At 38.4% G+C, this 26,871-nt stretch carries 18 protein-coding genes; 6 read left to right on the forward strand and 12 right to left on the reverse strand.

What is annotated here, in order from left to right; all coding sequences use genetic code 11:
* Positions 1-132: 132 nt before the first annotated feature.
* Positions 133-1,230, forward strand: a complete 1,098-nt coding sequence (locus AC1DG9_RS09250; RefSeq protein WP_288882320.1) for a Fic family protein — start codon at positions 133-135, stop codon at positions 1,228-1,230.
* A gap of 447 nt (positions 1,231-1,677) precedes the next feature.
* Here the strand turns inward: AC1DG9_RS09250 and AC1DG9_RS09255 are convergent, their stop codons facing one another.
* Positions 1,678-2,127: a hypothetical protein gene (locus AC1DG9_RS09255; protein WP_172663826.1), complete on the reverse strand. Its 450-nt coding sequence runs from the start codon at positions 2,125-2,127 to the stop codon at positions 1,678-1,680.
* A gap of 299 nt (positions 2,128-2,426) precedes the next feature.
* Here AC1DG9_RS09255 and AC1DG9_RS09260 point away from each other — a divergent pair, with 299 nt between their 5' ends.
* Positions 2,427-4,010 (forward strand): Na+/H+ antiporter, encoded by a 1,584-nt coding sequence (locus tag AC1DG9_RS09260; protein ID WP_288882319.1) that lies wholly within the window; start codon positions 2,427-2,429, stop codon positions 4,008-4,010.
* A 34-nt stretch (positions 4,011-4,044) separates the two neighbouring features.
* Here the strand turns inward: AC1DG9_RS09260 and AC1DG9_RS09265 are convergent, their stop codons facing one another.
* On the reverse strand, positions 4,045-5,109 hold the full coding sequence (locus AC1DG9_RS09265) for a glycoside hydrolase family 43 protein (RefSeq protein ID WP_172663828.1): 1,065 nt from the start codon (positions 5,107-5,109) through the stop codon (positions 4,045-4,047).
* Positions 5,110-5,315: 206 nt separating this feature from the next.
* Here AC1DG9_RS09265 and AC1DG9_RS09270 point away from each other — a divergent pair, with 206 nt between their 5' ends.
* Positions 5,316-7,718 (forward strand): ABC transporter permease, encoded by a 2,403-nt coding sequence (locus AC1DG9_RS09270; RefSeq protein WP_477634534.1) that lies wholly within the window; start codon positions 5,316-5,318, stop codon positions 7,716-7,718.
* An 8-nt stretch (positions 7,719-7,726) separates the two neighbouring features.
* On the opposite strand, the gene AC1DG9_RS09275 is transcribed toward AC1DG9_RS09270, so the two are convergent.
* From AC1DG9_RS09275 to AC1DG9_RS09285, 3 genes are all read right to left on the reverse strand, one after another.
* The gene (locus AC1DG9_RS09275; protein WP_288882315.1) at positions 7,727-8,926 is read right to left on the reverse strand and encodes a polysaccharide deacetylase family protein; all 1,200 of its coding nucleotides are present in this window, start codon (positions 8,924-8,926) and stop codon (positions 7,727-7,729) included.
* A 67-nt stretch (positions 8,927-8,993) separates the two neighbouring features.
* Positions 8,994-9,920, reverse strand: coding sequence for a metallophosphoesterase family protein (locus AC1DG9_RS09280; protein WP_337715198.1), 927 nt, complete (start codon positions 9,918-9,920; stop codon positions 8,994-8,996).
* 18 nt (positions 9,921-9,938) lie between these two features.
* Positions 9,939-10,907, reverse strand: a complete 969-nt coding sequence (locus tag AC1DG9_RS09285) for a metallophosphoesterase family protein (RefSeq protein WP_288882312.1) — start codon at positions 10,905-10,907, stop codon at positions 9,939-9,941.
* A 336-nt stretch (positions 10,908-11,243) separates the two neighbouring features.
* Between AC1DG9_RS09285 and AC1DG9_RS09290 the strand changes: the two genes are divergently transcribed.
* Together AC1DG9_RS09290 and AC1DG9_RS09295 are read left to right on the forward strand one after the other, a co-directional pair.
* Positions 11,244-12,086 carry a metallophosphoesterase family protein gene (locus AC1DG9_RS09290; protein ID WP_477634535.1) on the forward strand — a complete coding sequence of 281 codons (843 nt, stop codon included), beginning with the start codon at positions 11,244-11,246 and terminating at the stop codon, positions 12,084-12,086.
* A gap of 89 nt (positions 12,087-12,175) precedes the next feature.
* Entirely contained in the window at positions 12,176-12,766 is a 591-nt protein-coding gene (locus tag AC1DG9_RS09295; protein ID WP_288882310.1) for a 2OG-Fe(II) oxygenase, read from the forward strand.
* 2 nt (positions 12,767-12,768) lie between these two features.
* Here the strand turns inward: AC1DG9_RS09295 and AC1DG9_RS09300 are convergent, their stop codons facing one another.
* From AC1DG9_RS09300 to AC1DG9_RS09310, 3 genes are read right to left on the reverse strand one after another with little or no spacing between them, the layout of a single operon-like run.
* Entirely contained in the window at positions 12,769-15,126 is a 2,358-nt protein-coding gene (locus tag AC1DG9_RS09300) for a GH92 family glycosyl hydrolase (RefSeq protein WP_477634536.1), read from the reverse strand.
* 1 nt (position 15,127) lies between these two features.
* On the reverse strand, positions 15,128-16,492 hold the full coding sequence (locus AC1DG9_RS09305) for a sugar porter family MFS transporter (RefSeq protein ID WP_477611735.1): 1,365 nt from the start codon (positions 16,490-16,492) through the stop codon (positions 15,128-15,130).
* Between the two features lie 45 nt (positions 16,493-16,537).
* Positions 16,538-18,382, reverse strand: coding sequence for a class I mannose-6-phosphate isomerase (locus tag AC1DG9_RS09310; protein ID WP_172663837.1), 1,845 nt, complete (start codon positions 18,380-18,382; stop codon positions 16,538-16,540).
* 229 nt (positions 18,383-18,611) lie between these two features.
* Here AC1DG9_RS09310 and AC1DG9_RS09315 point away from each other — a divergent pair, with 229 nt between their 5' ends.
* A complete protein-coding gene (locus AC1DG9_RS09315) occupies positions 18,612-19,343 on the forward strand; it encodes a GntR family transcriptional regulator (RefSeq protein ID WP_477634537.1) in 732 nt (243 codons plus the stop codon).
* A gap of 2 nt (positions 19,344-19,345) precedes the next feature.
* Here the strand turns inward: AC1DG9_RS09315 and AC1DG9_RS09320 are convergent, their stop codons facing one another.
* From AC1DG9_RS09320 to fbp, 4 genes are all read right to left on the reverse strand, one after another.
* The gene (locus AC1DG9_RS09320; protein ID WP_477634538.1) at positions 19,346-22,489 is read right to left on the reverse strand and encodes a GH92 family glycosyl hydrolase; all 3,144 of its coding nucleotides are present in this window, start codon (positions 22,487-22,489) and stop codon (positions 19,346-19,348) included.
* A 12-nt stretch (positions 22,490-22,501) separates the two neighbouring features.
* Positions 22,502-23,806, reverse strand: coding sequence for a glucosidase family protein (locus tag AC1DG9_RS09325; protein ID WP_288882306.1), 1,305 nt, complete (start codon positions 23,804-23,806; stop codon positions 22,502-22,504).
* 190 nt (positions 23,807-23,996) lie between these two features.
* Positions 23,997-26,003, reverse strand: a complete 2,007-nt coding sequence (locus AC1DG9_RS09330; protein ID WP_288882304.1) for a sialate O-acetylesterase — start codon at positions 26,001-26,003, stop codon at positions 23,997-23,999.
* Between the two features lie 115 nt (positions 26,004-26,118).
* On the reverse strand, positions 26,119-26,871 hold a 753-nt coding region (gene fbp, locus AC1DG9_RS09335; RefSeq protein WP_477634539.1), incomplete at its 5' end, for a class 1 fructose-bisphosphatase.

A 26,871-nucleotide genomic window follows, 5' to 3' on the forward strand; every position in this document is an offset into this window, starting at 1 on the left:
ATCTATGGGTTGGATCGGTATCTTTTATAATCATCAAAACATCATGTATATAATCTTTGCATGATTAAGTTGTCATGTATAAAAAATTAAATTATCTTTACATGATAAGAGTCTCATATATAAAAACTTTGTATGAAGAAATTGGCCAAATTGAGAAGTGATGTACCTTTTAATGAATTGCCTCCGCTGCCCCCTGATCAAATTAAAGTGGAGACAATTCCTGTTTTAAGGCAAGTCGTCCAATCTTCAATAGCCCTTTCCGAATTAAAAGGACTAGCCTATACACTCCCTAATCCTTCTATACTTCTGAATGCTGTAATACTCAAAGAAGCTCGCATGAGTTCTGAAATTGAGAATGTAATTACAACTCATGATAGGCTCTATCAAGCATTGTCTGCAAGTGGCTCACAAATAGATCATGCTACCAAGGAAGTTTTACGCTATAGGGAAGCTATGCTCGCCGGGTTTAAAATGATCGTTCAAAAGGGATTTTTGAATACAAACGGAGTATTGGCTATACAGGAAATACTGGAAGAGAATAAAGCAGGACTTAGAAGATTGCCTGGAACCTCATTAAAAAATGCTGTTACTGGTGAAGTCATTTACACTCCGCCGGATGATTATGATACAATCCTTGCGTTAATGAAAAACTTAGAGGAGTATATAAATGAACCCGATGTACTTTCTCCATTGATTAAGTTGGCAGTTCAACATTACCAGTTTGAAAGCATACACCCATTTTATGATGGTAACGGCAGGATCGGAAGAATTATTAATGTTCTTTATTTGTGCCTGAATGAGCTTTTAGACAGTCCCGTACTTTATTTAAGTGATTATATCATAAAACATAAACCTGATTATTATAGATTACTTGGAGAAGTGAAGACAAAGGACAATTGGGAAGAGTGGATATTATTTATTCTAAAAGCCATAGAAGAAATTTCTAAACAAACCACTGATCAAATTAAGTCAATCAATCAGCTCTTTTTGAAATTACAAAATGGAATAAAAGAGAAGGCGCCCAAGCTTTACAATAAAGAACTATTAGAGTTGTTATTTGAGCAACCATACTGTAAAATAGAATTTGTTATTGATCGACTTAACGTTTCAAGGATAACAGCTTCCAAATACCTTAACGGATTAGAAAAGATCGGAATATTGCATTCTAAAAAAGTCTGGAAGGAAACTATATATATCAATATAGAGCTATTTGAACTTTTGAAAAAATAAACTATTAGAGATTTTGAACTTCTCTAGTAGTGATAAATGTAAGGCCAGCTCAAAATCATTTTCGTGGACAAAAATAGCTTAGGATTTTAACAGCTTTCCAAGCTCGTCCATTTCATCCATTTTTCTTTTTAAATCTGCCAACCGCTTCAAATCAGCCACAAACCGGGATGAAATTTGTACCATAAACAACCCAGATAGTTTTAAACCCCTTTAATTTACTTTAAAGGGTTTTTTTATGCCCAAAAGGGGATCAACCCCAAAACTTGCCTGTTAGCAATCAGCCAGTTACATTGCCACAGGTAAGACATATCGAATGTGAACCTCTGTCATCCACCTTCACATCCACAATTGATAACCACAACGCAATCACTATATGACTACTTTTCGCACACTTGCGTGTGTATATCACTTAACGTGGTTATAGTTAGAACAAGTTTTTTGATTCTATTAGGCTTTTTTATAAGTGAGGTGAAAGTCGTGCTCCCAGTTTTTAGCATCTACGGACTTCTCCCAGTATCCCGAGATGATGTTTTTATCTTTGTTGATCTCACCTGTAAAGCGTTGTATAAATTGGGGTCCATTGCGCCATATCTTCCATATTCTATTTTCAAAACTCATTTCATATACCCGAGAAGATTGCTGATCATCTATGTAAAATACGGTGTAGTTCTGTGCATCTTTATCATGACCAATAAACCATATCGCCCACGGCGTTTCCATATTTTTTGTACCCTGCCTCAAAATTAAAAATTCACCTTCTTCAAACCATTCAAAGGATGCTCTTGCCGTAATAATTGCATTGGCATCCGGTAAGAAAGATGCATTTGATATTTCCATTTCCCATGTGCCAATAAATTGCTTTAACTCTTGTAATGCCGGATTGATATTGTTTTTCATTGGAAGATAAGTTGATAATTATGTTTATAGTTACTATTCTTTATTGATTTTTTTTTTCAAAGATTCGCTCAACTAAGTTGATCTGATTGATCTATAATACAAAGATGGGAACTAATATAGCGTCAAGTGATGTGCAAAAGCGACTATCTTAGGGGGTTATCACGTCAAAATTATCTATAGGCAACTTTTTAATTTGGTTTATAACTCAAATTCGGAAATTCAGCCAGAGTATATCTCAATTCTGAAGGAGAATTTATAACTTGATGCATTAAGAAACTGAACAACCTTAAATACCAGTCATGCATACCATTTTACCTTTCTTTTTGGCCATGATAGCCGCTATTGTATTATTGAATATGTGGGCTAATAAACTAAAGATCGCATATCCTATACTATTGGTGGTAGCAGGGCTGCTGATAAGCTTTATACCAGGATTGCCTGTAGTGAGAATTAATCCAGACCTTATCTTTTTCATATTTCTTCCACCACTACTTTGGGAGGCAGCCTGGTCCATCTCGTTCAAAGAGATGAAAAAATGGTGGCGCATTATTGGCAGCTTTGCATTTCTGGTGGTGTTTTTTACAGCACTTTCGGTAGCATTAATCACTAATCATCTTATTCCGGGCTTTACTATTGCGCTGGGTTTTTTATTAGGTGGCATTGTATCACCACCCGATGCAGTAAGTACAGGAGCCATTACAAAATTTGTAAAAATCCCAAAGTCTACTTCTGCTATTTTAGAAGGAGAAAGCCTGTTAAATGACGCCTCTTCGCTTATTATCTTCCGCTTTGCGCTGGTTGCGGTAGGTACGGGTCAATTCATCTGGCAAGAGGCAGCACTAAGCTTTCTGTGGATGGTGATCGGCGGTGTTGGGATTGGCCTGTCATTGGGCTGGTTATTCGTGCAGGCACATAAACGTTTACCTACTGATGCACCTTCCGACATAGTCTTTACACTTATTGAACCCTATTTTATATACTGGATTGCGGAACAAGTCCACAGCTCTGGTGTAATGGCTGTTGTAAGCGGAGGTCTGTTCATGTCGACCAGAAGAATGATCTTTTTAAACAGTTCCAGCCGTATTAAGGGGTATAGCGTATGGGAGAGCTTTGTGTTCATTTTGAATGGTATTGTTTTTCTGATCATTGGCCTGGAACTTCCCGAAATCGTAGATGGTCTGCATTCAAAAGGCATTCCTTTACGCACTGCCATTGGCTACGGATTGCTGGTAACCGGAATATTGGTCGCTGCACGAATATTAAGCTCCTATGCCGCGTTGGTAGCCACAATTATTTTTCGTCCAAGCGTAAGACCTCACGCATCTTCGGTAAGAAGACGTTGGCTGATGCCATTGTTGCTGGGCTGGACAGGAATGCGGGGTGTAGTTTCACTGGCTGCTGCTTTAGCTATTCCCGTAGCACAAGATAATGGTGCAGAATTTCCATATAGAAACCTGATCTTGTTCATCACTTTTGTAGTGATATTACTTACGCTTCTGGTACAAGGGCTTACCCTCCCATATTTTATAAGCCGCACCAATCTTTTCGGTTCAATATTTAATGAAGAAGGGGAAGAATTGGCCAGAAAAACAATGAAACACGGACTAAAGCAACATGTATATCAATTCCTTAAAGATAAATACGACAACGAACTAATTGGCCACGCCGGTATGGAGAAATTCCTTAAACAATGGGAAGAAAGAGCAAAGTCTGCAGATGATAGCTGGATGAACGAAAAGATGAAAGTAATTTTTGTAGAAGTACTCGAAAGCCAACGTCAGTACCTTGTCGAACTCAATAAAGACCCCAAGGTTGATGAAGAAATCATTCGTCAGCAATTGTATCAAATTGATTTAGAAGAAGAGCGATTGAAAATAATATAGTATAGGATCAGACAGATCAATCTCAAAATGAGCTTTACCTTTGGAGTGCTTGTTCAATCTTTACTTCCCCAGAAGGTCGCTTCACCGCTCCCCTTCCATTAGGAATGCCAAACACAGGATTTCCATCCTTTCCAAAAGTAAATCGCTGCAGATATACCTCTCTGTTATCCCAACCCCCATCCAAAGCGGCTTTGGAATGGTAATAAATCCAATATTCACTGTCATCAGGCGAAGTTGTCATACTTGCATGTCCTAATCCATGAACTGTAGAAGTACCTTGGAAAACAGGTTTTGAAGATTTTATCCACGATGAGGGGCTCAGCGGATCTTTACCTTTTGTTAAACGAAGCTGCCCTAATTTATAGTGCTCAGTCCATGAGCCTCGGGTAGAGTAAATAACAAACACATCATCATTGTGTTTTAATATTTGGGGTCCTTCCTGCAACACGATATTATCACCCTTTTCCCAGTTGAGTTCTGGCTTTGACAATAACACACGTTTTCCAAGCGTCCATGGATTTATCATTTCTGCGATATAGAGATTCTGATCTACATCATGATGGTCGTGAAGTGTTTCCCAACCAGACCAAACGGCATATTTCTTATCATTTAACTCCAGAACAGTCATGTCTATAGCCCAGCAATTGTCTTTCTTTTGATTAGGATCATCACCTGTGTACAGCCTTTCCTTATCTGTATAAGGGCCAAACGGGCTGTCGCTTTCCAGTACTCCTGCCCTTTGCGCATAATAAGGAGCTCCCTTATGCACAGAGCCTGCGTAATAAATGTACCATTTACCATCTATATGATGAATTTCCGGGGCCCAAAGATTATAGCTATTCCATTTGTCTTCTGGCGGAGTCCATACTACCTCTTTCTTTTCGAATTTTGTCAGATATCTTGATTCTGTAACGGCAAACCCACCCTTTTCATTGAAAATCGTATAGTATTTACCATCATGTTTTGTAATGTATGGGTCAGCTCCCTTACGAAGCGGATTCATAAACGTTTCAGAGACCTTACCCTTTTCGGTCTGTTGCGCGTTTAGGTTCAATGAAAATGCTGTTAGCAGAAAAACGATCGAAAAGACTTTGTTCATAGTAGAAATACTTTGGCTAAATATACAAAAAGAAGCCTCGATCATTTCACCAACTAAAAGTAACAGTATTGTTCACTTAAGAACACGTCTGTTCGCTTATGAACAGAGAAGGCAAAAAAATAATTTATAATTAATTAACAATCAACACATTAAGCTAAAATCTTAAATTGGCACATGCTTAGCTATTTACAGGAAAATGATTGGAGATGTTTTATATCAATATTAAAATTGCCTTACGAAATCTTTGGAAACACAGAGGTTATACCTTTATAAATACGGTTGGCCTGTCCATAGGTATGACTTGCGCACTGATCATATTCCTTTTTATACGACAATATCTGAGTGCCGATAATTTCCATCCAAATGCAGACAGGATTTTTAGGGTAGTTTCCCTCGGTAACGGTACAGAAGGAAAAGTCCCTATGATGGGTGTTCCTGTACCAATGGCCGGCGCATTACGCACAGACTTCCCTCAATTAGAGAAAGTTGCAAATCTTGTACAGGGTTATCATCTGGTAGAGGTTGTAGGAGAAGATAGGTCGACAAAACAATACTATAAAGAGTACGGAACTGCATTTTATACCGACCCAGCCATTTTTGATATCTTTAATTTCCCCTGGGTGTTGGGTGAACCAGCGTCATTAAATGCCCCCAATCATATCGCACTTACACAAAGTACGGCAACACAATACTTTGGCAACTGGCAAAATGCTATGGGTAAGAAGCTTAAGCTCAGCGGTGATGAAACTTTTTACGAGGTAACCGGAATCATAAAAGATCTGCCAAAAAATACTGATTTCCCTATCCATCTTGTCATCTCTTATCAAAACTTTGGAAATGCCACAAGTATGCGCTGGAACTCGGTAAACATGGGTCATAATTGCTATGTGATGGTAAAACCTAATACTGATATTAAGCAATTGCAAGTTCAGCTGGATGGGTATACCAAAAAATATTATGATGCAAAAGATCCGCTTTCGAATACACATCTCTTTCAACCCTTTTCTGACGTACATTTAGATAGCAAGTTTGGTAATTTTTCACCCAGGCGATACACCCCATTGCAGATTAATTCTTTGAGGATATTAGGATCGCTGATCTTGTTAATTGCCTGCATCAATTTTATTAACATGGCAACCGCACAGGCAATTGGCCGTTCAAAAGAGGTAGGAATCCGTAAGGTCTTAGGCAGCAATCGCAAACAACTTCTGTTTCGTTTTTTAGCCGAAACTTTTGTAATCACGTTTGTAGCTATCACAATAGCTTGTATTGCTACTGAGATTGCACTGCCAGCGGTAGGAAATTTTCTCGGTCAGCAAATTCCATTCAATATCCTTCAATACCCTGTTATCCTCGCCTTTATACTTATCCTTTGGCTGGCGGTTAGTTTCCTTGCGGGTCTGTATCCCGCCGTTTTCGTATCTGGATACAACCCAATAAATGCCCTCAAAAATAAAATCTCACAAGGAAATAAAGGGATCTGGAGTCTAAGAAGTGTCCTCTTAATTTTTCAATTTACAATAACATTGATTTTCATTATCGGAACTCTTGTAGTACTGAAACAGATCGATTACTTTAAAAATAAGTCACTTGGATTTAATAACAATGCCATTTTACAGGTGGATGTCCCGACAGACTCYATTAGCAAAACCAGGTTTGATACTTTTAAACAAAAGTTATTGCAACGTAGTGGAGTAGAAATGGTAACCTATGCCTATACGCCTCCAAGCACCTCTTCTAATAACTTTACCAGTTTCTACTTCAATAATTCTTCTCAGAAAACAGATTTCCTGCTTTGTAATAAACCGGCTGACGAGGATTACTTCAAAATATTTGGTTTGAAAATGATAGCAGGAAAACCTTTGTCCAAAAGCGATRCGGTGAATGGCTATATATTAAACGAAACATTGCTGCACAAACTTCATCTTAAAGATCCTAAAGATGCGCTAGGAAAATATATCCAGCTAAACAAAAGGCCATTAGCCCAAATAATTGGAGTGGTAAAAGACTTTAACAACCTCAGTCTGCATGGAGATATCTCTCCAGTCATATTTTATACAAGTAAAGAAGAGTATGCAAGTGCATTTGTGAAGCTTAATCCTCTCCATATGCAAGAAACTGTTAAAGAAATAGGGGCAGATTTCAAATCAACTTTTCCTGATCAATTTTATGAGCCAAGCTATTATGATGAATACATTGCCAATTACTACATCGTCGAAGAAAAAACAGCTGTTTTATTGAGCTTTTTTACATCAGTGGTTATATTTATTTCTTGCTTTGGCCTGTTCGCACTCATCTCATTTGTAGCTGTTCAGCGCACCAAAGAGATGGCAATTAGAAAAGTATTGGGCGCTACTACAATTGAACTCATTAGCGTTCTCAATCAATCCTTCATGAAGATGATCGTCATAGCCAATCTTATAGCCTGGCCTTTAGCCTATATTTTGTTAAATCGCTGGCTACAGGGATTTGCCTATAAAATAGACCTGCCAATGTTACCATTCGTACTTGCGGCACTGGGTTCTATTGGAATCATTGTGCTCACTGTAGCACTAAGGACCTATAAAATGACTACTGCTAACCCGGTAGAAGCGCTAAAATATGATTAGAGTTGGTCTCACCACTTTATCTTCCTTTTATTTATGTTTATTAACTTGCTGGTTTTGTTAAATGCCAAAGCAAAATCTGCATTATTTATGCTTACAGAAGAAATTGCTTTGTCAGAATTAACCAGCAATGAAAGATCATACCATGATATATTCTTATTAAGAACCGCAGCGTAATCCAAGCTTATGGTAAGGGTTTTGCCTGCAATCGTCTCCTTTTTTATTACGTGATCTTTAATATATTGATATTCTAAAAACTCTCTCAAGCTACAAAATATCGCTACATCTTTAGCTTTTAAAACGATATTATCAATCCACTGATTAAAATTTTGCACGGCTTTAGGGTCTTTGATTCCGTGAGTACCTATCTCAAAGAAATCAAAAGTATTGCCTGTAAACAATGAATTAGCCAACTCCCACTGGGCACCATTATTTGACCAATCATCACTAAATGCTCTTCTTATAGCTAGATAATTAAATGGTTTTATATCACTTAACTTATTCTTAGGATTATACTTTCCAATTTGCACAAAATCATCAAATGTCCCTTGCGATGAACCACCAATATAACCATAAGCAGACGCCGCTTTATGAAACCCCACATAGTTACTTGGCACAACAAGTGTATTCATTTTATATCTCTCATTTAACAATATCATTTCATCCAGGTCACGGACGTTCTTCACACGATCACTACCGTTATTAAAATTTCCATCTTCATTGTGATAATAGGAATGGTTCATTATGTCCATACCTTTTTGTATCAATGGTAATCGTTGTGTATATGTAGCTGCAAAATCAGTGTACAGCCCAATTTCCTTATTATTATACTGATTTTTGCCATTCACGGCTAAGCCTAAACTATAATTCTTTTTATTACCACAGCCATCAGTGTAAAAGGCATTTGATAGTTTTTGATAAGCATTTGTAACGGTTAAGGCAGCATCATCAAACTCCATAAGTATTGCCTTACTTTTATTATATTTCAGTTTGGGGAAACTTGCACTTGCTGAAGTTGGATTGTCAGCAAACACAACTTTTATTTCAATTTTCCCATTAAAAGCAGGTATTACTGCACCTTCAGGAATTGAAGGTGGGAGTATTTCTTCTTTAACCGGGGCTTTCTCAGAAACGATCGGGACTTTGTTGTTACAACTGAAAACTAAAATTGAGCATATTGCAAATAGACCGAAGGCTGATACTTTTCCCATAACATGTTTTCGCAAAAATACATCTTTTTATCTATTTAAATGTCATATACAGATGTTTCATTCCAGCTTAAACCGCTTCATACTTAATATATTCATGCTCAAAACTTCCATCCGCATAAAGATTTAAAAGAGAATAGCCGGGAACGGTTTGCTTATAGGCACTTTTACCATCATCACCCGGTTCCCACCAAAAACCACTTGTAGCACCATTACACAAATAAGCCACATCATTATACCAAACTTTGTCAAGCAAATGAATATGTCCGCTTAAGCAAAGTTTAATGTTCTTATTCTTATTAAAAACTTCTATAAATTTCATAATATCCAGATGATTGTAGCTGCCGCTAACTTTAAACGGACCTCTAAAATCTGGTTTATTATCTACAATGCCTGTACAGCTCAATAAAGGATAATGCGACATGATCAGTGTAGACTTATCCTGACTGTTCTTCTGTACATCCTGTACAAACCAATTCCACTGCTGATCATCCAGCATTCCCGGATTTGTAGGATGATTACTGTCCAGCATAATAAAATGCCAGCCATTTTTATCAAAGCTGTAATAATTATGCTCCATTTGCAGCATCTTTAATACCCCTGCTTTACCTCCCAGCTCATCATCCTTACCCTGCCACCACATGTCATGATTTCCCAATACATGGTGCATAGGAATACCTTTAACCACTTGAACACTTTCATTCCAGCAAGCCCATTGTTGCTCTACCCTATCTTTGGTAATGTTGTCGTAATCCGCAGCATAAATAGAATCACCCCCATTAAGAATAAGATCAACCTTGTCTTTTTTGATCATTTCCAGACATTTCTTAAAACGGGCAACTGCATTATGTTCCGGTCTGATATGCACATCAGTGATGTGTGCGATTTTTAAAGCCTTATTCTTTATGGGAGCTGCAATTGATGCTTCTGCAACACTGCTCAATGCAATTGTTCCTGCTGCAACTCCAAGTGATTTAATTAAATCTCTTCTTTTCATTTATGTGTTTGAATTTATTTACCCCAATTTCCTGTCGGATATATATGGAACAATCGGATAAATGTAAGTCTCCATTTTTACGCCTAGTTTTTCGGGCGAGGAACCCACAAAAACAGTCTTTTTACCTTTTATCCTAATTCTGCCATTATGCTCTATTTCAATCATCGCCCATAGCGGATCTTTATAAGGCACCGTATATTTGATATAAGGCTTAGCCTTATCAATCTCTGCAGAATACCTTACCTCTTTGTAATCATCTCCAAGCCATTGGTAGGATGCACTATTGATCTGCACATAATGAATATCATTAATATGATTGTAATAGTCCTGATGGTGGTGTCCACTGACCACCAGAATAACCTTTTGTCTGCCTGCTTTTTCATTGGCTTGCTCAAAGGTGTAACGCAGTAAAGTTCCATTCTCTAATCCTCCGGAATCGTTGTCTATTCCCTGGTGGCAAAAGATAACAGTCGGAAAAGAAGTTGCATCCAAATCCTTTTTCAACCATTCCAATTGTGTCTGAGAAATATATCTTGCATATCCTTTTGGACGATCCGGACTTTCATTATGTTCATTGCCATCTAGTACCACGAAATGAAAGCCATTTTTGTCAAACGAATAATATTTTGATCTTGCTTTCCAGAATTCAACCACCTGATCGCGTGTATATCCACCATCATTGTCGTGATTACCAATAACATGAAACTTATCGCCTTTAAACTGATTCCAAACATCCAGCAATGGAGCATTGGCTTCCTTAGGTACGCAAAAATCGCCTCCTTGAATGATAAAATCGGGTGATTCAGCATTCATTTCTTTAATGAAGGCCGACAAGCGCTCAATACCATCATGCATAATATCATGATGCAAATCAGTGATCATTCCAATCCTGATTTTTTTATCTGCCGGACTTAATTCAGGATATCTTGCAAAAAGCAAAGTGCCACCTGCAAGACCAGTTGTTTTTAAAAATTCTTTTCTATCCATTTCTTATTTTGTAACTTAGAACTCATGCCTTTAGGCGCATTAAATATACAAATACTAAATAAATGTTTAATATTTGTATCCTTATTAATATATAAATAATATCAGAACAACCTATTGCCTATAACTGCGCCTCACATAGTTCACACATTCTACACATATTCTTCACAAAAAGGTACCCGTTTGTGGGTTTGGTGTGAAGGAGGCGTGAATAATATGTGAAGAAACACTAATCTTGTGAAGAACCATTTAACTTAATCATAACTTCAGGTAATAATTATTTAACCCGAATAACCTTATTATTGCTATTTTTAATATCATCATTTCTAAAGTTTCACCATGTCAAACAGAAGAATTTTCCTTAAAGGTGGCCTTGCAAGTATACTGTTAGCAGGTCTTTCAAAAAGTGTTTCGGCCTTAACGCCAAAAACCCATACTAATCTGCCTATGGGTGCAAAAGCAAAACTTCGCTTTGCAATCGCATCAGACGGCCATTATGGGCAGGCCGGAACAAACTACAAAGAAGACCACGAAAATATCGTTCAATGGATTAATGAAGCCCATAATACTAATGCACTTGATTTTGTAATCTTTAATGGAGATCTTGTTCATGACCGTCCCGAGTTACTTACTGAAGTAAAGGAAACCTATTTTAGCAAACTCCAAGTTCCATTTTATGCTATCCCCGGCAATCACGACCTTGCTGATGCAGCACTTTGGAAATCTGTTTTCGGTTATGAGGATAATTATTCCTTTAAAAAAAATGATGTTGGTTTTATCMTGGCAAACACCTCAGATACTAAAGGTAAATACATATGTCCCGACAATAATTTTATAAAACGAGAGCTCGAAAAGTTTAAAAACTTAAAGACCGTCCTGGTGGTTTTACACATACCTCCGCATTTCTGGGTACCAGAAAGTCCATTTGTTGATTGCCCTGAAACCATTACCCTACTGCATAGCTACAATAATGTTAAAGCAGTTTTTCATGGACATGACCATAGTTTGGATGCGGTATTTTACACCAATAAATTACCTCATTTTTTTGATGCACATTATGGTGGTAACTGGGGTACACAATATAAAGGCTATAGAATTGTTGAGGTTGATGAAGCCGGCAAAATAACTACGTATCAGGTTAATGCGAGTAAGAATCCAGTACTCAATGAAACTAAGTTTTAGGGTTACTGAAATTGCAATAGTGCTTTTTAACAGTTAAAAAGACTACCTTCACCAGCCTGCGGTTTTATTCCCGTATAAACCCGCTACTTTTGAAAAACACATTTGATTGCCTGATCGATTCTTTTATAGACCAACACGTAGGCATTGCCGATCACTTTTTAAGTGAGGGCCTTGCTGCCGATTTAAAGGAAAACCTGATTTCTCTTTACAGTAACAAAATGCTCCTTTCGGCCGGAACAGGAAACGACAAGGTAATAAGACATAATTCTGAAGTGCGTGGCGACCGTATATATTGGCTAGACCGCGACCATGATACTCCTTGTGAAAATGCCTTTTTTATCTTAATGGACAGGTTTGTAAAGTATTTAAATGAAACCTGTTATACCGGAATTACCGGATACGAGTTTCATTATACCTTATATGAAAAAGGTAGTTTTTATAAAAAGCATCTTGATCAGTTCCAAAATAACGATAGCAGAAAGTATTCAATGATCATCTATTTAAACACAAACTGGATACTAGCCGATGGGGGTGAATTGTGTATCCACCACGATGATCATTTGCAAAACATATCTCCTGAAAACAGAAAGGGCGTATTTTTTAAAAGCGATGAGCTTATGCACGAGGTTTTGCTCACACATCAACCTAGAATGAGCATCACTGGATGGTTAAAGATTTGAAATTACTGAGCTGAAGGAGGCGGAACATCTACCCCCCACTGCTGATTAGGCTTCGTTCCCATTATTAATACCATTTTCCCACCCTTCATCAACTCATCTCTGTATAACCAGCAATTGTTTAATGGTTTACCGTTGAACGTGGCCGACTGCACATAAACATTCTCTACTGAAGTATTTTTCGCTTCTATAATCAATTGTTTTTTATTACCCAGTGTAATTGTTGCCTTTTCAAAAAGAGGACTGCCCAATTCAATTATAGGTCGGAGATCGGTAAGTCCTTTCACATCAAACAAACCTAACGCTGCCATTACATACCATGACCCTAACTGCCCCTGGTCCTCATCTTGCCCATAGCCATAGCCATGAATGGTTTCTGTACCATAAAACTCATCACAGATCGCTCTTGTCCATTTTTGAGTAAGCCAGGGCTTACCAGAGAAATTAAATAACCAGCTGACATGTAAATTAGGCTGATTACCATGATTATAAATTGATTTCACCCCGGAAAAGGCATCAATCTCTTTACCACCTCCAAAACTGTTTTTTTGTGCAACCGTAAAAACACTATCTAAACGATTGTTAAATTCAGTTTTACCCATTTGAGCGATTAAGCCAGCAGGATTATGAGGTATATAAAAAGTATATTGAATGGCATTACCTTCCTGAAAAYCCCTCCATGGCTGGTAAGGATCGAACTTATCTATAAAGGAACCATCTGCCCTTTTAGGATGTATCAATTTATTTTCAGGATTAAAAAGCAATTTCCAGCCATCAGATCTTTTAATCAGGTTCTGATAATCGTCTTTTTTACCTAAAGCTTTGGCCATTTGCGCTGCAGCAAAAGCACTAAAACTATATTCCAATGTGTGTGATGCAGAAAAATTTGATCCTAATGAATCTGTTTCCCCTTCGGCATAAGGTACAAAACCGCGCTCAATAAATTGCTTGGTGTCCATTTTTCCTGAACCTTCATTTCTGTTTACCCATTCCAGTTCATTTGCTTTTACAGCTTTATAAGCCAAATCTACATCGTAATCTCTGATTCCTGAATTATATGCACCGCCAATGGTAAGCCCTATAAAATTTGTTCCTACACCAGATGCAAACTGCCCATTTGCAATTCCATCGCCAAACCAACCTCTGTGTTTATAAACTTCTAAATGAGTTTGTACAAAATCTTTATATCTATCCGGATAAGAAAGTGCCCACAGCTGGGTAAGGTTCCAAAAGGCGCCCCAAATGGCATCCGTGTTGTAGAAATTATACTTGGGTTTCCCTTTTTCATCAAGGGGTAACTGCCCTATTGTTCCGCCGTATTGAGGGAATGTTCCGCTCACATCACTTGCAGTTCCCCGGCCCAATAAACCGTGAAACAGGCCGGTATAAAACTTTACTTTATTGTTTTTATCAGTTCCTTCAACATAAATTTTGCCCAGTTCCTGCTCCCACACTTTTTGAGCTCTTGCCTTAGCCTGGTCAAATGAAAGGCTTGTTGCCTCTGCCTCGAAGTTTCTTTTAGCATTTTCTGTTGAGGTATACGACAAACCTACTTTCATCTCCACAACAGCTCCTTCGGTCGTTTTATATTCCAAAAACAAACCTGCCCCCTTACCTTTTGCAGATGTGCTGTTCTGAGAAATACCTTCGGCATTAAAAGAACCTGTCTTTATTGGCTTCTGACTTGTTTCTCCCCAGAAATACATGGTAATCTGGCCTTTTGGATCATAAGTTTTAATGTATTTTGGGTATGTGGTTACAAAACCTTCAAAATGAGTATCATCAATCATGCGTACAGCTGCGTCTTTCACCTCATCACTTTCGCCCTGCTTATTCCCGATATCCAAAATAACCCTCGATTGATCATTTTTAGGAAAAGTATAGCGATGAAACCCAACATGTTCCGTTGCTGTAAGTTCAGCTGTAATATTGTAATCATCTAACACAACTTTGTAGTAACCAGGCTCGGCTACTTCATTTTTATGATCAAAATGAGAGCGATAACCATCCTCACTACCTTCCAAATCACCGGGCTTCACTTTTAAAGGACCATTTGCAGGCATAAAAGACACGCCCCCAATTTGCCATTCATGAAAATGGACAAATCCTTCTATAGAGCTATGCCTGGTATCATACCCCACCGCTTCCCATCCCGATTTATTGCCATAATGACCATTGGTTGATGGTGCAAGTTTTGCCATCCCATAAGGTAAAGCAGCTGGTGTAAAAAAGAACCAGCGACTATGGGCAGTACCAATACCAGAATCTACATACTTTAATACACCTTCCTTCTTTACCTTGCAGGAAGATAGTACTGCAACTGCTAAAAAAGCGGCTATTATGATATTACTATTTCTTCTCATCCTAAAATGATTCTATTTCTTCCAATGATTTACCCTTGGTTTCGGGCAATAACCTGTAAACAACAAAAAAGGCGATTAAACAGAAAAAGGCAAATACCCAGAAGGTTGCGGGTGTTCCGGCCTGTTTTAATAATATTGGTGTAACCTGTCCCATTATGGTATCGGCCACCCACATCACCATTATACTTACGCCCAAGGCTTTGCCTCTAATATTTGTTGGAAATATCTCAGATGCTACTACAAACTTTAAAGGGCCTATAGAGAACGCAAAACAAGCCAAAAAAAGCGTAACACTAATAATTAAGAATATACTCGAGGTAAGACCCAGATAAAACAGAAAACCTGTAACAAATAAACTTATTGTTGCCCCAATTGTACCAATTAAATAAAGTGGTCTCCTGCCCCAATCGTCAACTTTCCATATCGCAATAAAAGTAAATACCAGATTGGCCACCCCAAATATGATCTGTCCTAAAAAGGAATTACTTAGAGCAATACCTGCATCATTTAGTATGGATGGCCCATAATAAATGATGGCATTTATACCGCTTAATTGAGAAAACAAGGGCAGCAAAATACCAAGCAGCATGGCTTTCCTTAATTTAGGTGATAACAGTTCTTTATACGAGCCGTTATCATCATTTTTTTCTCCGCTTAGGGCTGCCTCAACAGCTTCCTCTTTACCGTTATTTATGCTTTTTAAAATGGCTAACCCTTCCAGGTTTCTGCCTTTTTTTATTAACCACCGTGGACTTTCGGGTACAAAAAACAATCCTACCAGAAACAGTGTGGCAAGCACCCCACCTATACTAAACATGCCACGCCATATTTCTTTAATGTAAACAAGATCAATTAACCCAGAGGTCGCTGTATGATGTTCAGAATAATTTAACAGCACTGAATTGGTTATATAGGCCATCAAAATCCCTACAGTAATTGCCAGCTGGTAAAAAGTAACCAGTCTCCCTCTAATAGCTGCCGGAGATATTTCTGAAAGATACAAGGGTACTACAATTGACGCAATACCAACACCTATACCACCCAATAATCTTGATGCAATTAACCAATCAAGAGATGTTACCAAAGAACAGCCAATGGCAGAGAAAAGGAATAAAATTGCAGAAATGAAGAGTAGTTTTTTACGTCCAAGTCTATCACTCAAATCTCCTGAAAATGCCACCCCCACAATACAGCCCACAAGAGCCGAAGAAACAAACCACCCTTCCTGTAATGGAGTTAAATTAAATTGTTTCTCTACAAAGGGCAATACTCCAGATATTACCGCCATATCAAAGCCAAAAAGCAAGCCTCCTAAAGATGCAACAAGGGTAATTAAGCCCAAATAAGTTTTATAATTATTATTCATACTTGCTCGGTTTATAAATGGTTAGGTATTAGGTTAGGTTATTCTTTACAATTCAATATCATGTTTAAGGAAAGCTTTAATCACTTTTGCTCTTCCTGTTCCATGATTTATCAGCTTATATTTCTGCGTTGCCGCTGGAATAATAAAGGTCTCGGCATAATGAAATTTATTGGTCTCATTCTCTTCAATCTCAACTGAAATGGAAGTGCCATCAACAAGCATCAACACATGACATCTGTCCTCAGTATCAATAATCAGTTCAGTATCAAATTCAATACGATGTACATCATAAAAATGATCCTTATGCGTTGGTAAGTGTAGTATTTCCCAATCATCACCTCTATCAAATAAGACTTGCTTAGCAATTAGCTCTTTCGGTACCTTTTCACCTTTTCTTTCAAACCTAAGGTTATTAAAGGCATGCTCTATATTAATCGGTCTGGGTTCGCCATTAAGATCAAGAGATAGCCAGTCGTACATTTTAAACGTAAAAATATATGGAGTAGCGCTAATCTCGAGCACCATGTTATTTATCCCGGAGCTATGAACAGTACCATTAGGAATTAAATATAGTTCATGCTTGCGCGAAGGAAAGCTACGTACATATCTCTCTACTAAAATCTCTTGTTTTTTAAGTTGGCTAAGTTCCAATGCTTTTCTGAATTCCTGAGGATCTATATTCTCCTGAAAACCCAGGTAAACCTTTGCACCTGGCTCGCAATCCAGGATGTAGTAGGTTTCATCCTGAGTAATGGTCTCTCCAAATTTTTCTCTGATATATGATTTTGATGGGTGACACTGAATGGACAGATTACCTCCTTTAAAAGTATCCAGAAAATCAAAACGAATAGGGAAATAGCTACCAAACTGTTTGGCATGTTCACCCAGTATGGCTTTATACTCAATCGTCATTAAAAGATCAAAAGGTATTTCCAGCAAGTTTCCGTCACTCTCCAACACAATACCATTCTCTGGCGTGATTAACTCAAATGACCATGCATAATTGACCTCTTTGATATTTAAGCCCTGCAGATGTTTCTTCATCCATTGCCCTCCCCACGAGCCACTTTCAAACCAGGGACGTGCACGCAAAACAGAGTGGCTAAGTTTATGTAATCCATCAACCAGATCTTTTTTGAACAACCAGTTTGGCCTACCTACTCTTTGCCCATCTGCAACTATAGCAATCTTTTCAAGCAATTCGGCCTTATGTTGGTTTAGTACTACCCAATCTACAAAGTAGAAGCGTTTATACATTTTAAAGGCTTTGTCTTTAAAATTATTCCCAAGATTCCCAATTGACCCAGCTCGCATGCGGTATTGTATTTCGTTCTTAGGGATATCAAAATACACCACCGGTGCATCCCAATTGAGTAAACCTGCACCAATACCAATTACAATATTGATGTCTGCCTGATCATCTTTTTCGAGTGCTAAAAATTCATCAATTTTAAAGAAATCTTTAAGATTAAGGTTGGTTTTAAATCCCCACACATCTTCGGCGCCACCTAAAAATGGCTTAACCATTTTCTCTACTTCGGATTCACTTTTAAAATAATCTGCTGTAAAATGCCATTTTACAGAAAAACCGTTCTCTTCAAGTTTCTTCTGAACCTCTTCTTGAATATCGCTAAAAAATACTCCTCCATATCCATCGATGAGCACGTTTTTCTGTTCAATGATCCAGGCTACTAAACTACCAAAGCCGCTATATATTTTACCTTTCCCTAATTTGTGATAGGGCATTGAGTTGTAACTATTGTCTTCTGTGGAACTCTCATATACGTGTTGCTGCAACAATGGTTGCGTGCTATTTCTCCATTTATACTCACTCATACTTTTGCCAGTTTGAATTTTTTCATTTTCTGTAGCCTCAGAAGCTTCTATCATAATTTCAACTACCCTTTATTTATTAATAACCAAACATATGTATAAACATAAAAAACCAACAAAAATAGCTTAATATCACCATAAAAGCCGAATAATGGTAAATCACATCCAACGTAAGAACCAAATATGTACAAACATAGTGATTTAATAATCCATTGCAAATATATTTTCATAATATTGCAATAGAGAAAAACAGATATAAAGGGCAACCTTAAAGCCGTATATAAATATGAAATTAGCACTCAACCATAAAAGTCCCATTCCTCTGCATATACAAGCAGAAGAGTTGTTGCGTAAAATGATAGCAGACCCTCAATTTCAAAACGGCAAATTATTGCCCAATGAAATTGACCTTGCCAATCAACTGGCTATTTCCCGTACCACACTTCGTCAGGCCTTAAACAAACTGGTATATGRAGGATTGTTAATCCGTAAAAAAGGAGTTGGAACAAAAGTAGCAGATGCCATGATCAGTTCTAAGTCTGCAAACTGGCTAAGTTTCTCTCAGGAAATGAAAGCCAGGGGCATTCCGATCAAGAACTTTGAATTACATGTAAGCTGGATTTATCCTGAAGAAGTAATTGCCAATTTCTTCAACATCAAAACCGATCAAAAAATATTAAAACTTGAACGTTTAAGAGGCAAACCTGAAGGCCCTTTTGTATATTTTGTTTCCTATTTTCACCCCCGCACAGGGTTAACAGGTGAAGAGGATTTCAAAAGACCTCTTTATGATATATTGCAAGCCGATTACAACATCATTTCGGAATTATCAAAAGAAGAGATCAGTGCAAAAGCAGCTGACAAGTTCATTGCCTCAAAGCTCGAAACAGAACCTGGGAGTCCTATCTTATTCCGTAAACGCTTTGTCTTTGATCAGGCAGATCGTCCTATAGAATACAACCTGGGATACTACAAGGCGGATAGCTTTATTTATACCGTAGAGAGCAGAAGAAGCTAAAATTATAGGCCCCAATTCTTATTGGGGCTTGCCCCCATCTTTAGTACTAACTTACCACCCTTAAGCAGTTCTGATGCTGGAAACTTAAATGAGTTTAATACTTTGCCATTAAGTGTTGCACTTTGTACATATTTATTGGATCTGGATACATTTGGCGCCTCTATACTAAAGGTTTTGCCTCTGCCGTATTGCTCACCCAACCCGATGGTTACTTTAGAAAAAAGCGGACTTCCAATTTCATATATAGGATCAGTGCTGCAGCCACCATCAGTCTGGAAAAGTCCCATAGATACCATAATAAACCAGGCACTCATCTGGCCCTGATCTTCATCACCAAGATATGCATTAGATACATCAAACCCGTAATAACGATCTATAATTGAGCGACTCCAGTATTGTGTAAGCCAGGGTTTCTTAACCCAATTAAACAGGAAGGCAAAATGCATAGACTGCTGATTACCCTGGATTACCGGATAATCCCAGTATTGATCGCCGGGGGCATTAAAGCGTAATTTATAGCTTTCCTTAAAACCCCACTCCAGGCGTTCTACAAACTTATCTTCTCCAATTTCCTTAGCCAGTCCGGGCACATCCTGTGGCACAAAATAGGTTAGCTGCCAGGCATTCCCCTCTACATACTGTTCATTGGCTCCTGACTTAAAAGGGTCAAAATCAGGAAACCACGAGCCGTCTGACTTACGTAAACGGGCATAACCTGTTTCCTTATCTATTGCATTTTTCCAATAGTTTGCCCGAAGCGTAAACTCTTCTGCAGCTTCTTTTTTACCCAATGCTTTTGCAAACTGTGATACAGTCCAGTCATCATAAGCATATTCGAGCGTATTAGAGAACCTTCCCTGATCGTATGGCACATATTTATGTTTTAAATAAGGTAAAAGGTCTCTGTTTCCTGCAAATCCCAATCCTACTTTTTGGGCAGGTGTAGTTTGCATTTTATACACGGCTTCAAAAGCTTTTTGGGCATCAAAATCTCGAATACCCATCTGATATGCGCCAACTATCAAAGGAATTTCATGCTCAGCAACCATTACAGGCACATAGTTCATTCCTGCCGGACCTTTTGCAAGCCAGCCATTGGCATCATACATCGCCAATTGTGATTTAACCCACCTGGATGACCACTCCGGAGTAACAAGATTCCAAAACTGATTGAGGTTCCAAAATGTATTCCAAAAAGCATCGCAGCCTAAAGCTAAAGCATTTGGATCCTTAAGTTGCTGAATCTTTTGTGTAGCATCAACCCACTTGCCATCCAGATCGCTCCAGGTATTACGACTAGCCAATGCGCGATACATGTTGCTATAAAACCTTACTTTTTCACGCCTGTCGTTAGTAGTAATTGCCAAACGCCCCATCAGCTTATTCCACGCATCACGCTGTCCATTGCGAACTTTGTCGAAACTCCAACCATAAGGCTCTGTAACTTCTTTCAATAAATTTTGAGAGGCATTCTCAATGCTTACAAGCGATATTCCTGTACGTGTTTGCACTACCTGGTTCTTTCTCGTATCAAATTCTACATACGCCCCTGCATCTTTAACCGTACCTGCATTTAGAATATCCTTTTCACTCAGATCGTCGTTTAACCAGGTACCGAATTTTTTAATTGGCTGATCAAACTCAATTACAAAGTGAATCTTATAATCCTGATTAACATCACCAGACCATGCATTAGGTGTAAATTGCCTTGTAAAACCTTCTATCCTATAATCGCTTACTTTTCTTAATGAAACATCCTTTAATTGATAAGAATATTCTGCAGGGATCTGGAGGTCGATCATTACCCTCGAATTCCCGGCCTTAGGATAGGTATACCGTTGAAAGCCGCATCTGGTTGTAGCCGTTAGCTCGGCCTTAATGTTATAGTCGGTAAGCATCACTTTGTAATAACCTAAAGGCGCTTCCTCTGTTGATTTATCAATTTGAGATCGATAACCATCTCCAGCCTTACGCTCATCTCCAACTTTAATTTTTAGCGGACCATTAACAGGCAACATCCCCAGGCCAGCCATAGTCCATTCATGAATGTGGCTAAAAACCCCAACACTTTCAAAAGACGGATCATAACCTGCTGTCCATCCGGCATTTTGATTATCAGGACTCAATTTAACCATACTAAACGGCATCCATGGACCTGGAGCAATCATCCATCGCGAATGGGCCGTACCCATCCTGGTATTTACATAATCAGCAGAAGTAAATTGTTGTTGTTTTGATCGCTTAACTGTCCCCTTTTCCAACAATACTCCATTGCTAAAAATCTCGTACCTGCTTTGCTTTGGAGTAATTACAGCAGGCATCGGAACCTCAAACTGATATCTGGAACTATCAAGTTTTTCTTTAAACAGAAGTTTCCCGTCTAGTTTAACAGTAAGTTCGGGGTTTCCTGAAAGGTGCTGTGCATCTACAAGCAATGGCTGAATCTGTTTACCATTCTTGGTTAACTCGTACTCAGCAGCTTTTACATTCCTTAAAAAGATAGCTTTATTATTAACCAACACTGCACTCTGAGGGCCTTCCAATCTCACCTGATCGAATACCATCCAGGAACCATCCAGTGAAGTAAGTACCATCTCGTTTCCTCCTTTACGGAGCATTCCAGATTGAACCGGAATTTCTATTTTATATTCCTTTGCGTCATTCAGATCACCTTCAACAACCCGACCTGATTTGTACTTTGGCAACTGTTTTACAAAAGCTTTACCGTTGATGATCACTTTAAGCAGCGGAGGAGAATCACCTTGATAGCCCAGTAAATCAATAACAAAATTCCATTCTCCCTGCACTGGAAAACTGGTTAGTCCAAACAATATGTTTGCAGTATGAGTTCTTAAACCAGAGGTACTGCCCGTGCCTCCCCAACCATCTTTTGGGCCAGGCAAAACATATGGCCAATCCTTTTCAGGTTTTGAAAACCCAATAAGAAAAAACCGGTCTTCCCATCCAAAATCATGATCTAAAAAATGCTTATACCCAGAAGGAGCAAGCGCCATATCTTCATCCTTATTATMCGAAGATCCTATCTCCCAGATCACTTTCTTCTGGGCACACAATGGTACTACCGCGAAGCTCAAAAGCATCGCTAACAATAATACCTTTAAATTGTCGCGGTAATTACTCATCATTTGCTGTCAAAATTATTTTTTAGTCTTCTGTTCAAGTTCCGTAATTGCACTCCACAAAACCCCCGCTTCTCCTCTAAAACTAGATGAGCCCTGAGGTTTGTTGTCTGGTGTGTACCACTCATAAAAGCCTTTGTTTTTTATCACACGATCTAACATTGGCGCCATGGCTTCACAAGCTTCCTCAAGAAGATCGTAACGGATAAGTTGAGACACCATTCTACCACCAAACCAAGTCCAGTCTCCACCATTCTGATACGAATAAGGCCCCATGCCAGTATTTTTAAAAAACCCTTTTGGATATACCGGATATATAGTTAAACCTATTGTTGCGGCATTGGCTTTCTTCACATTTTCCTTCATTTTATTGTAAGCAGCTTTCACTTCTTCTTTACTTAAAAGACCAGCCTCTATTGCAATTGCAGTTCCTCCGTGATAATAAATCTCCGATTCATTAAAAGATGCGGGAAATGGCGAACCATTTAAATATATATGCGGTACAAATTTCTGTTGGGTTTTATCCCAAAGGTGTTTACGAACATTTGCAGCTAAGCTTCCTTTGATGTCTTTCCAATATCTTTGTGATTTTGAAGATAAATCTGCCATGTCAAGAAAATCATTAATGGCAATTATGAACATTGCATTATCATAAATATCTATGGTTCTGTGCGAGTTAGAATCTAATACAACACCCCAGCTATGTTCTGGCTGAACATCTCCCCAGTCTACAGTTGTTGCACCCCATACCAATCCGTATTTCTTTTCGAAGCGCTTGGTAAGCAAAAACTCCATAGCTTGTTCCAGGTGTTTTTGTACAGATGCCCCAGCAACGGTATCCTTCAAAATGGTTTTATCGCCAGTACCTCTTATATACTTAGCAATGGCTTGTACAAGAGAAGTCTCCTGATCTGTTTCTACCGTATTTTTATGCCCGGCATAACCTGGTGCAAGTGCTGAATGATAAAAATCATATGAAACACCGCCTTTTTTTATCGGAATATAGCCGTCTAAAATTCCCCCGTCTGGTTGCTGAAATTGAAAGAAAGTAATCAAATGTTTTTTTATAAGATCTTTATCATTCACTTTACAGGCAACAGTCAAAAAGGTATTAAGATCTCTTATCCATACCTCACCATAACCATCTCCGGCTGTAAAACCTTTCTTTATTAATGTCTCTGCCATTTCCTTTACGGAATCTGCGGAAGGTTTAATAGATTCAACTTTTTTAGACACACTGGCGGATAAAACACTTTGTCCATTCGTACTTTTACTCAGGGCAAAAGCACTTAAACAAGTTATCATTAGTATTCTTATTCTCATATATGCTATTTATTAGACGTTTTAGGATTCGTTACAAGCAATGATTTATGCTATTTGTACATACATAGTTACATATTAATTTTATGCAATCAAATTTTTCAGTGTTAAATTTCAATTTATGCATAAAAACATCCCCCAGACCACATTTTTTAATGTAACCTGGGGGATTCAAACAACTTAAGTAAAAGCTTTATTTTTTTCCCAAAGTGATTTCGGGCCAGTTATCAGTTCTGAATGGCGACGCCGGCAGGCCTGCACCATTTACAAAATTACACTGTGGGTTATCGGCCCAGGCATACCTTACCGAAACAGGATTAGGCACTTCAGCGCTACTAACAATAACCTGATTTCCTTTTATTACAGCTTTAGCCCAATGAAATTTCTGATCGGAACCCGCAACCGAAAAGCCAATTAGCTCTCCACCATCACTAGCCTTTAAACCGCCATCGGTAGATCCAAAGGTTAATGCTATGGTATTACCGTCAATTTTTTGTGATTGGTATACCGGGCCGCTATAAGGAATTTTAACCCCATAATCTTTAGCTAGTGCTATAAAAGCTAGTCGCTTACCAACATCCTGTTTGTTTTTTGGATGAATATCAACTGCATCTCCTATGTCAATAGAAACGGCCATCCCGGTATTTGGAAGTGAAAGCGTTTCACGCTGCGCATCTCTTAACTCTGCCCACTCAGACGACTTTGGCTCCTTTACTGCTTGCATAAAATTAGCGAGCTGAACAAAGTAAAAAGGAAAGTTAGGTTGATTCCAGCTTTTTCTCCAATCTTTAATCATTGCAGGAAAGAGTTTGCGATATTGATTTGCCCGGCCGGCATTACTTTCTCCCTGGTACCAAATAGCTCCCTTAATCGGGAATTGCAAATACGGATTGATCATCGCATTATACAATACCGTTACTCTGTTAGGGCCATCATTTGAAGCAGGCATAGGCGCTACGTCTTTTAAATTTAACCCTACCTTGTATTGCCAATCTCCATCAAGCGATAAACGCTCGCCATTTGCAGACACCAGTGATAATATATTTTTATCTGCATAAAGACCACCATCACCGGCACCATCAAACACCCTTACTACCAGAGCAAATGTTCCTGCTTTTACTTTATTTGCAGGGATAGTATAAGCACGTGGCACATTAAATCCTTCTGTTTGACCTATTTTTTCGCCATCAAAAAAAGTAACGTCATTATCATCTATAGTACCCAAATTAACCTTTACCTCTTTACCTGCCCATGATTGAGGGATAGTTATATTTTTTCTAAACCAAACAACGCCATCAAAATCAGGCATCCCACTCTTCTCCCATAACGAAGGCAAAGCCATGCTTTTCCATGATGAAACGTCAAGTGAAGCATCCAACCATGCAGGTTTACCCTGAGCTATACCAGCATCTTTATCTAATACCAGCTTTTGCCAGGCTTCTAATTTCTGTTTAAAGCTAGAGGCGTCTTTATCTTTACCGGAAGTTTCAATTTTGTTAACTGCTTCCATAAAATCCGGTATAGTTTTAAGTGTACCTGCACTAGTCCACGCTTCCGCAATAGTTCCCCCCCATGAGGTATTTATCAATCCAATAGGAACTCCTGTTTTTTTATTGATCTCGCGGGCAAAAAAGTAGGCTACTGAAGAAAAATTCGCAACATATTTTGGTGTACATGCTTGCCACCCATCATTATATACCTTAGCATCTTTTAACGGCGAATTGCTGGTTACCTGAACAGTGTGCAACAATCTGATATTCGGATAATTCGCATCGCTTATTTCCTGCTCATAATTATTAACTTTCCCCCATCCTGCCAATGGCATTTCCATGTTAGATTGTCCTGAGCAAATCCAAACATCACCAATAAGCACATTGCTTAACTTAGTAACATCCCCATCAGAAATACTGATATTATATGGCCCACCATAGGAAGGAGTCGGTAATACAATCTTAAACTTTCCATCACTACCCGCTTTAGCAGTATAAGTTTTATTGTTCCAGGTAGCGGTAACCTTTACAGTTTTTCCTGCATCGGTATTTCCCCAGATGGCAACATTGGTTTTTTGTTGAAAAACCATGTTATCACTAAATACAGAAGGTAAAGTTACCTTTGCCTGCACAACGGCGCTTAAAAATAATGAGGCAAGCAATAAGCCGCCTTTAAAGAATTTAACGGAATTGAGGTTCAAGATGTTCATTGTTTAATTTGGTTACATAATGCAATACCAGATCGTTATAAACTATTAGAACCAGATATCGCTATGCACAAACATATTAAATATTAATATATTTTCATTAAACAAAAAGCATCTATTAATCTATACCGCCCACTACCCCCATCTGTTCTAGTTTAGCCTCAGTACCAGAAACATAACGGGAATCTGATTTTTTCTCTGAAGAGAATTCCATCATTAATGACTCCGCAACATGAACCATATGTTCTGACCCTATAAATATAGCTGTGCGCTGATGCAGTTCTGTTGGTTCTATTTCTAATATCCTGTTAAAACCATCCGAAGCAACTCCTCCGGCTTGTTCAACGATAAAAGCCATTGGATTACATTCATACAATAACCGCAGTTTTCCATTAGGAGATCTGGCAGTGGTAGGATAAATATATATGCCTCCCTTTATTAAATTTCGATGAATATCGCCTACCATCGACCCAATATACCTCGATGTATATGGTCTATTGGTGGCCGCATCTTCAACCTGAACATATTTTAGATATTTTTTTACTCCTTCCGGAAAATGGACATAGTTCCCTTCATTTAAGGAATAAATATTTCCATTTGGGGGTATCTTCATATTTGGATGAGATAAGCAAAACTCTCCGATGGAAGGATCTAAGGTAAAGCCGTTTACCCCTTTACCTGTGGTATACACCAACATGGTTGAGGATCCATAAATCACATAACCTGCTGCCACCTGCTCCGTTCCTTTTTGCAAAACATCCTGCAAAGTAGCCTCTCCGTTTGTTGATTTTCTTCTGTAAATCGAGAAAATAGTTCCTACGGCAACATTACAATCAATATTAGAACAACCATCGAGCGGGTCAATGCACAC

This window comes from Pedobacter sp. 05L430 (genome assembly GCF_056397585.1).

What these genes read in the sequence shown, in the direction of transcription:
- AC1DG9_RS09260 (WP_288882319.1), top strand. Translation starts at nt 2,427, where the DNA reads ATGCATACCATTTTACCTTTCTTTTTGGCCATGATAGCCGCTATTGTA.
- AC1DG9_RS09275 (WP_288882315.1), bottom strand. Translation starts at nt 8,926, where the DNA reads ATGGGAAAAGTATCAGCCTTCGGTCTATTTGCAATATGCTCAATTTTA.
- AC1DG9_RS09305 (WP_477611735.1), bottom strand. Translation starts at nt 16,492, where the DNA reads ATGAATAATAATTATAAAACTTATTTGGGCTTAATTACCCTTGTTGCA.
- AC1DG9_RS09310 (WP_172663837.1), bottom strand. Translation starts at nt 18,382, where the DNA reads ATGATAGAAGCTTCTGAGGCTACAGAAAATGAAAAAATTCAAACTGGC.
- AC1DG9_RS09280 (WP_337715198.1), bottom strand. Translation starts at nt 9,920, where the DNA reads ATGAAAAGAAGAGATTTAATTAAATCACTTGGAGTTGCAGCAGGAACA.
- AC1DG9_RS09325 (WP_288882306.1), bottom strand. Translation starts at nt 23,806, where the DNA reads ATGAGAATAAGAATACTAATGATAACTTGTTTAAGTGCTTTTGCCCTG.
- AC1DG9_RS09255 (WP_172663826.1), bottom strand. Translation starts at nt 2,127, where the DNA reads ATGAAAAACAATATCAATCCGGCATTACAAGAGTTAAAGCAATTTATT.
- AC1DG9_RS09265 (WP_172663828.1), bottom strand. Translation starts at nt 5,109, where the DNA reads ATGAACAAAGTCTTTTCGATCGTTTTTCTGCTAACAGCATTTTCATTG.
- AC1DG9_RS09250 (WP_288882320.1), top strand. Translation starts at nt 133, where the DNA reads ATGAAGAAATTGGCCAAATTGAGAAGTGATGTACCTTTTAATGAATTG.
- AC1DG9_RS09330 (WP_288882304.1), bottom strand. Translation starts at nt 26,003, where the DNA reads ATGAACATCTTGAACCTCAATTCCGTTAAATTCTTTAAAGGCGGCTTA.
- AC1DG9_RS09285 (WP_288882312.1), bottom strand. Translation starts at nt 10,907, where the DNA reads ATGGATAGAAAAGAATTTTTAAAAACAACTGGTCTTGCAGGTGGCACT.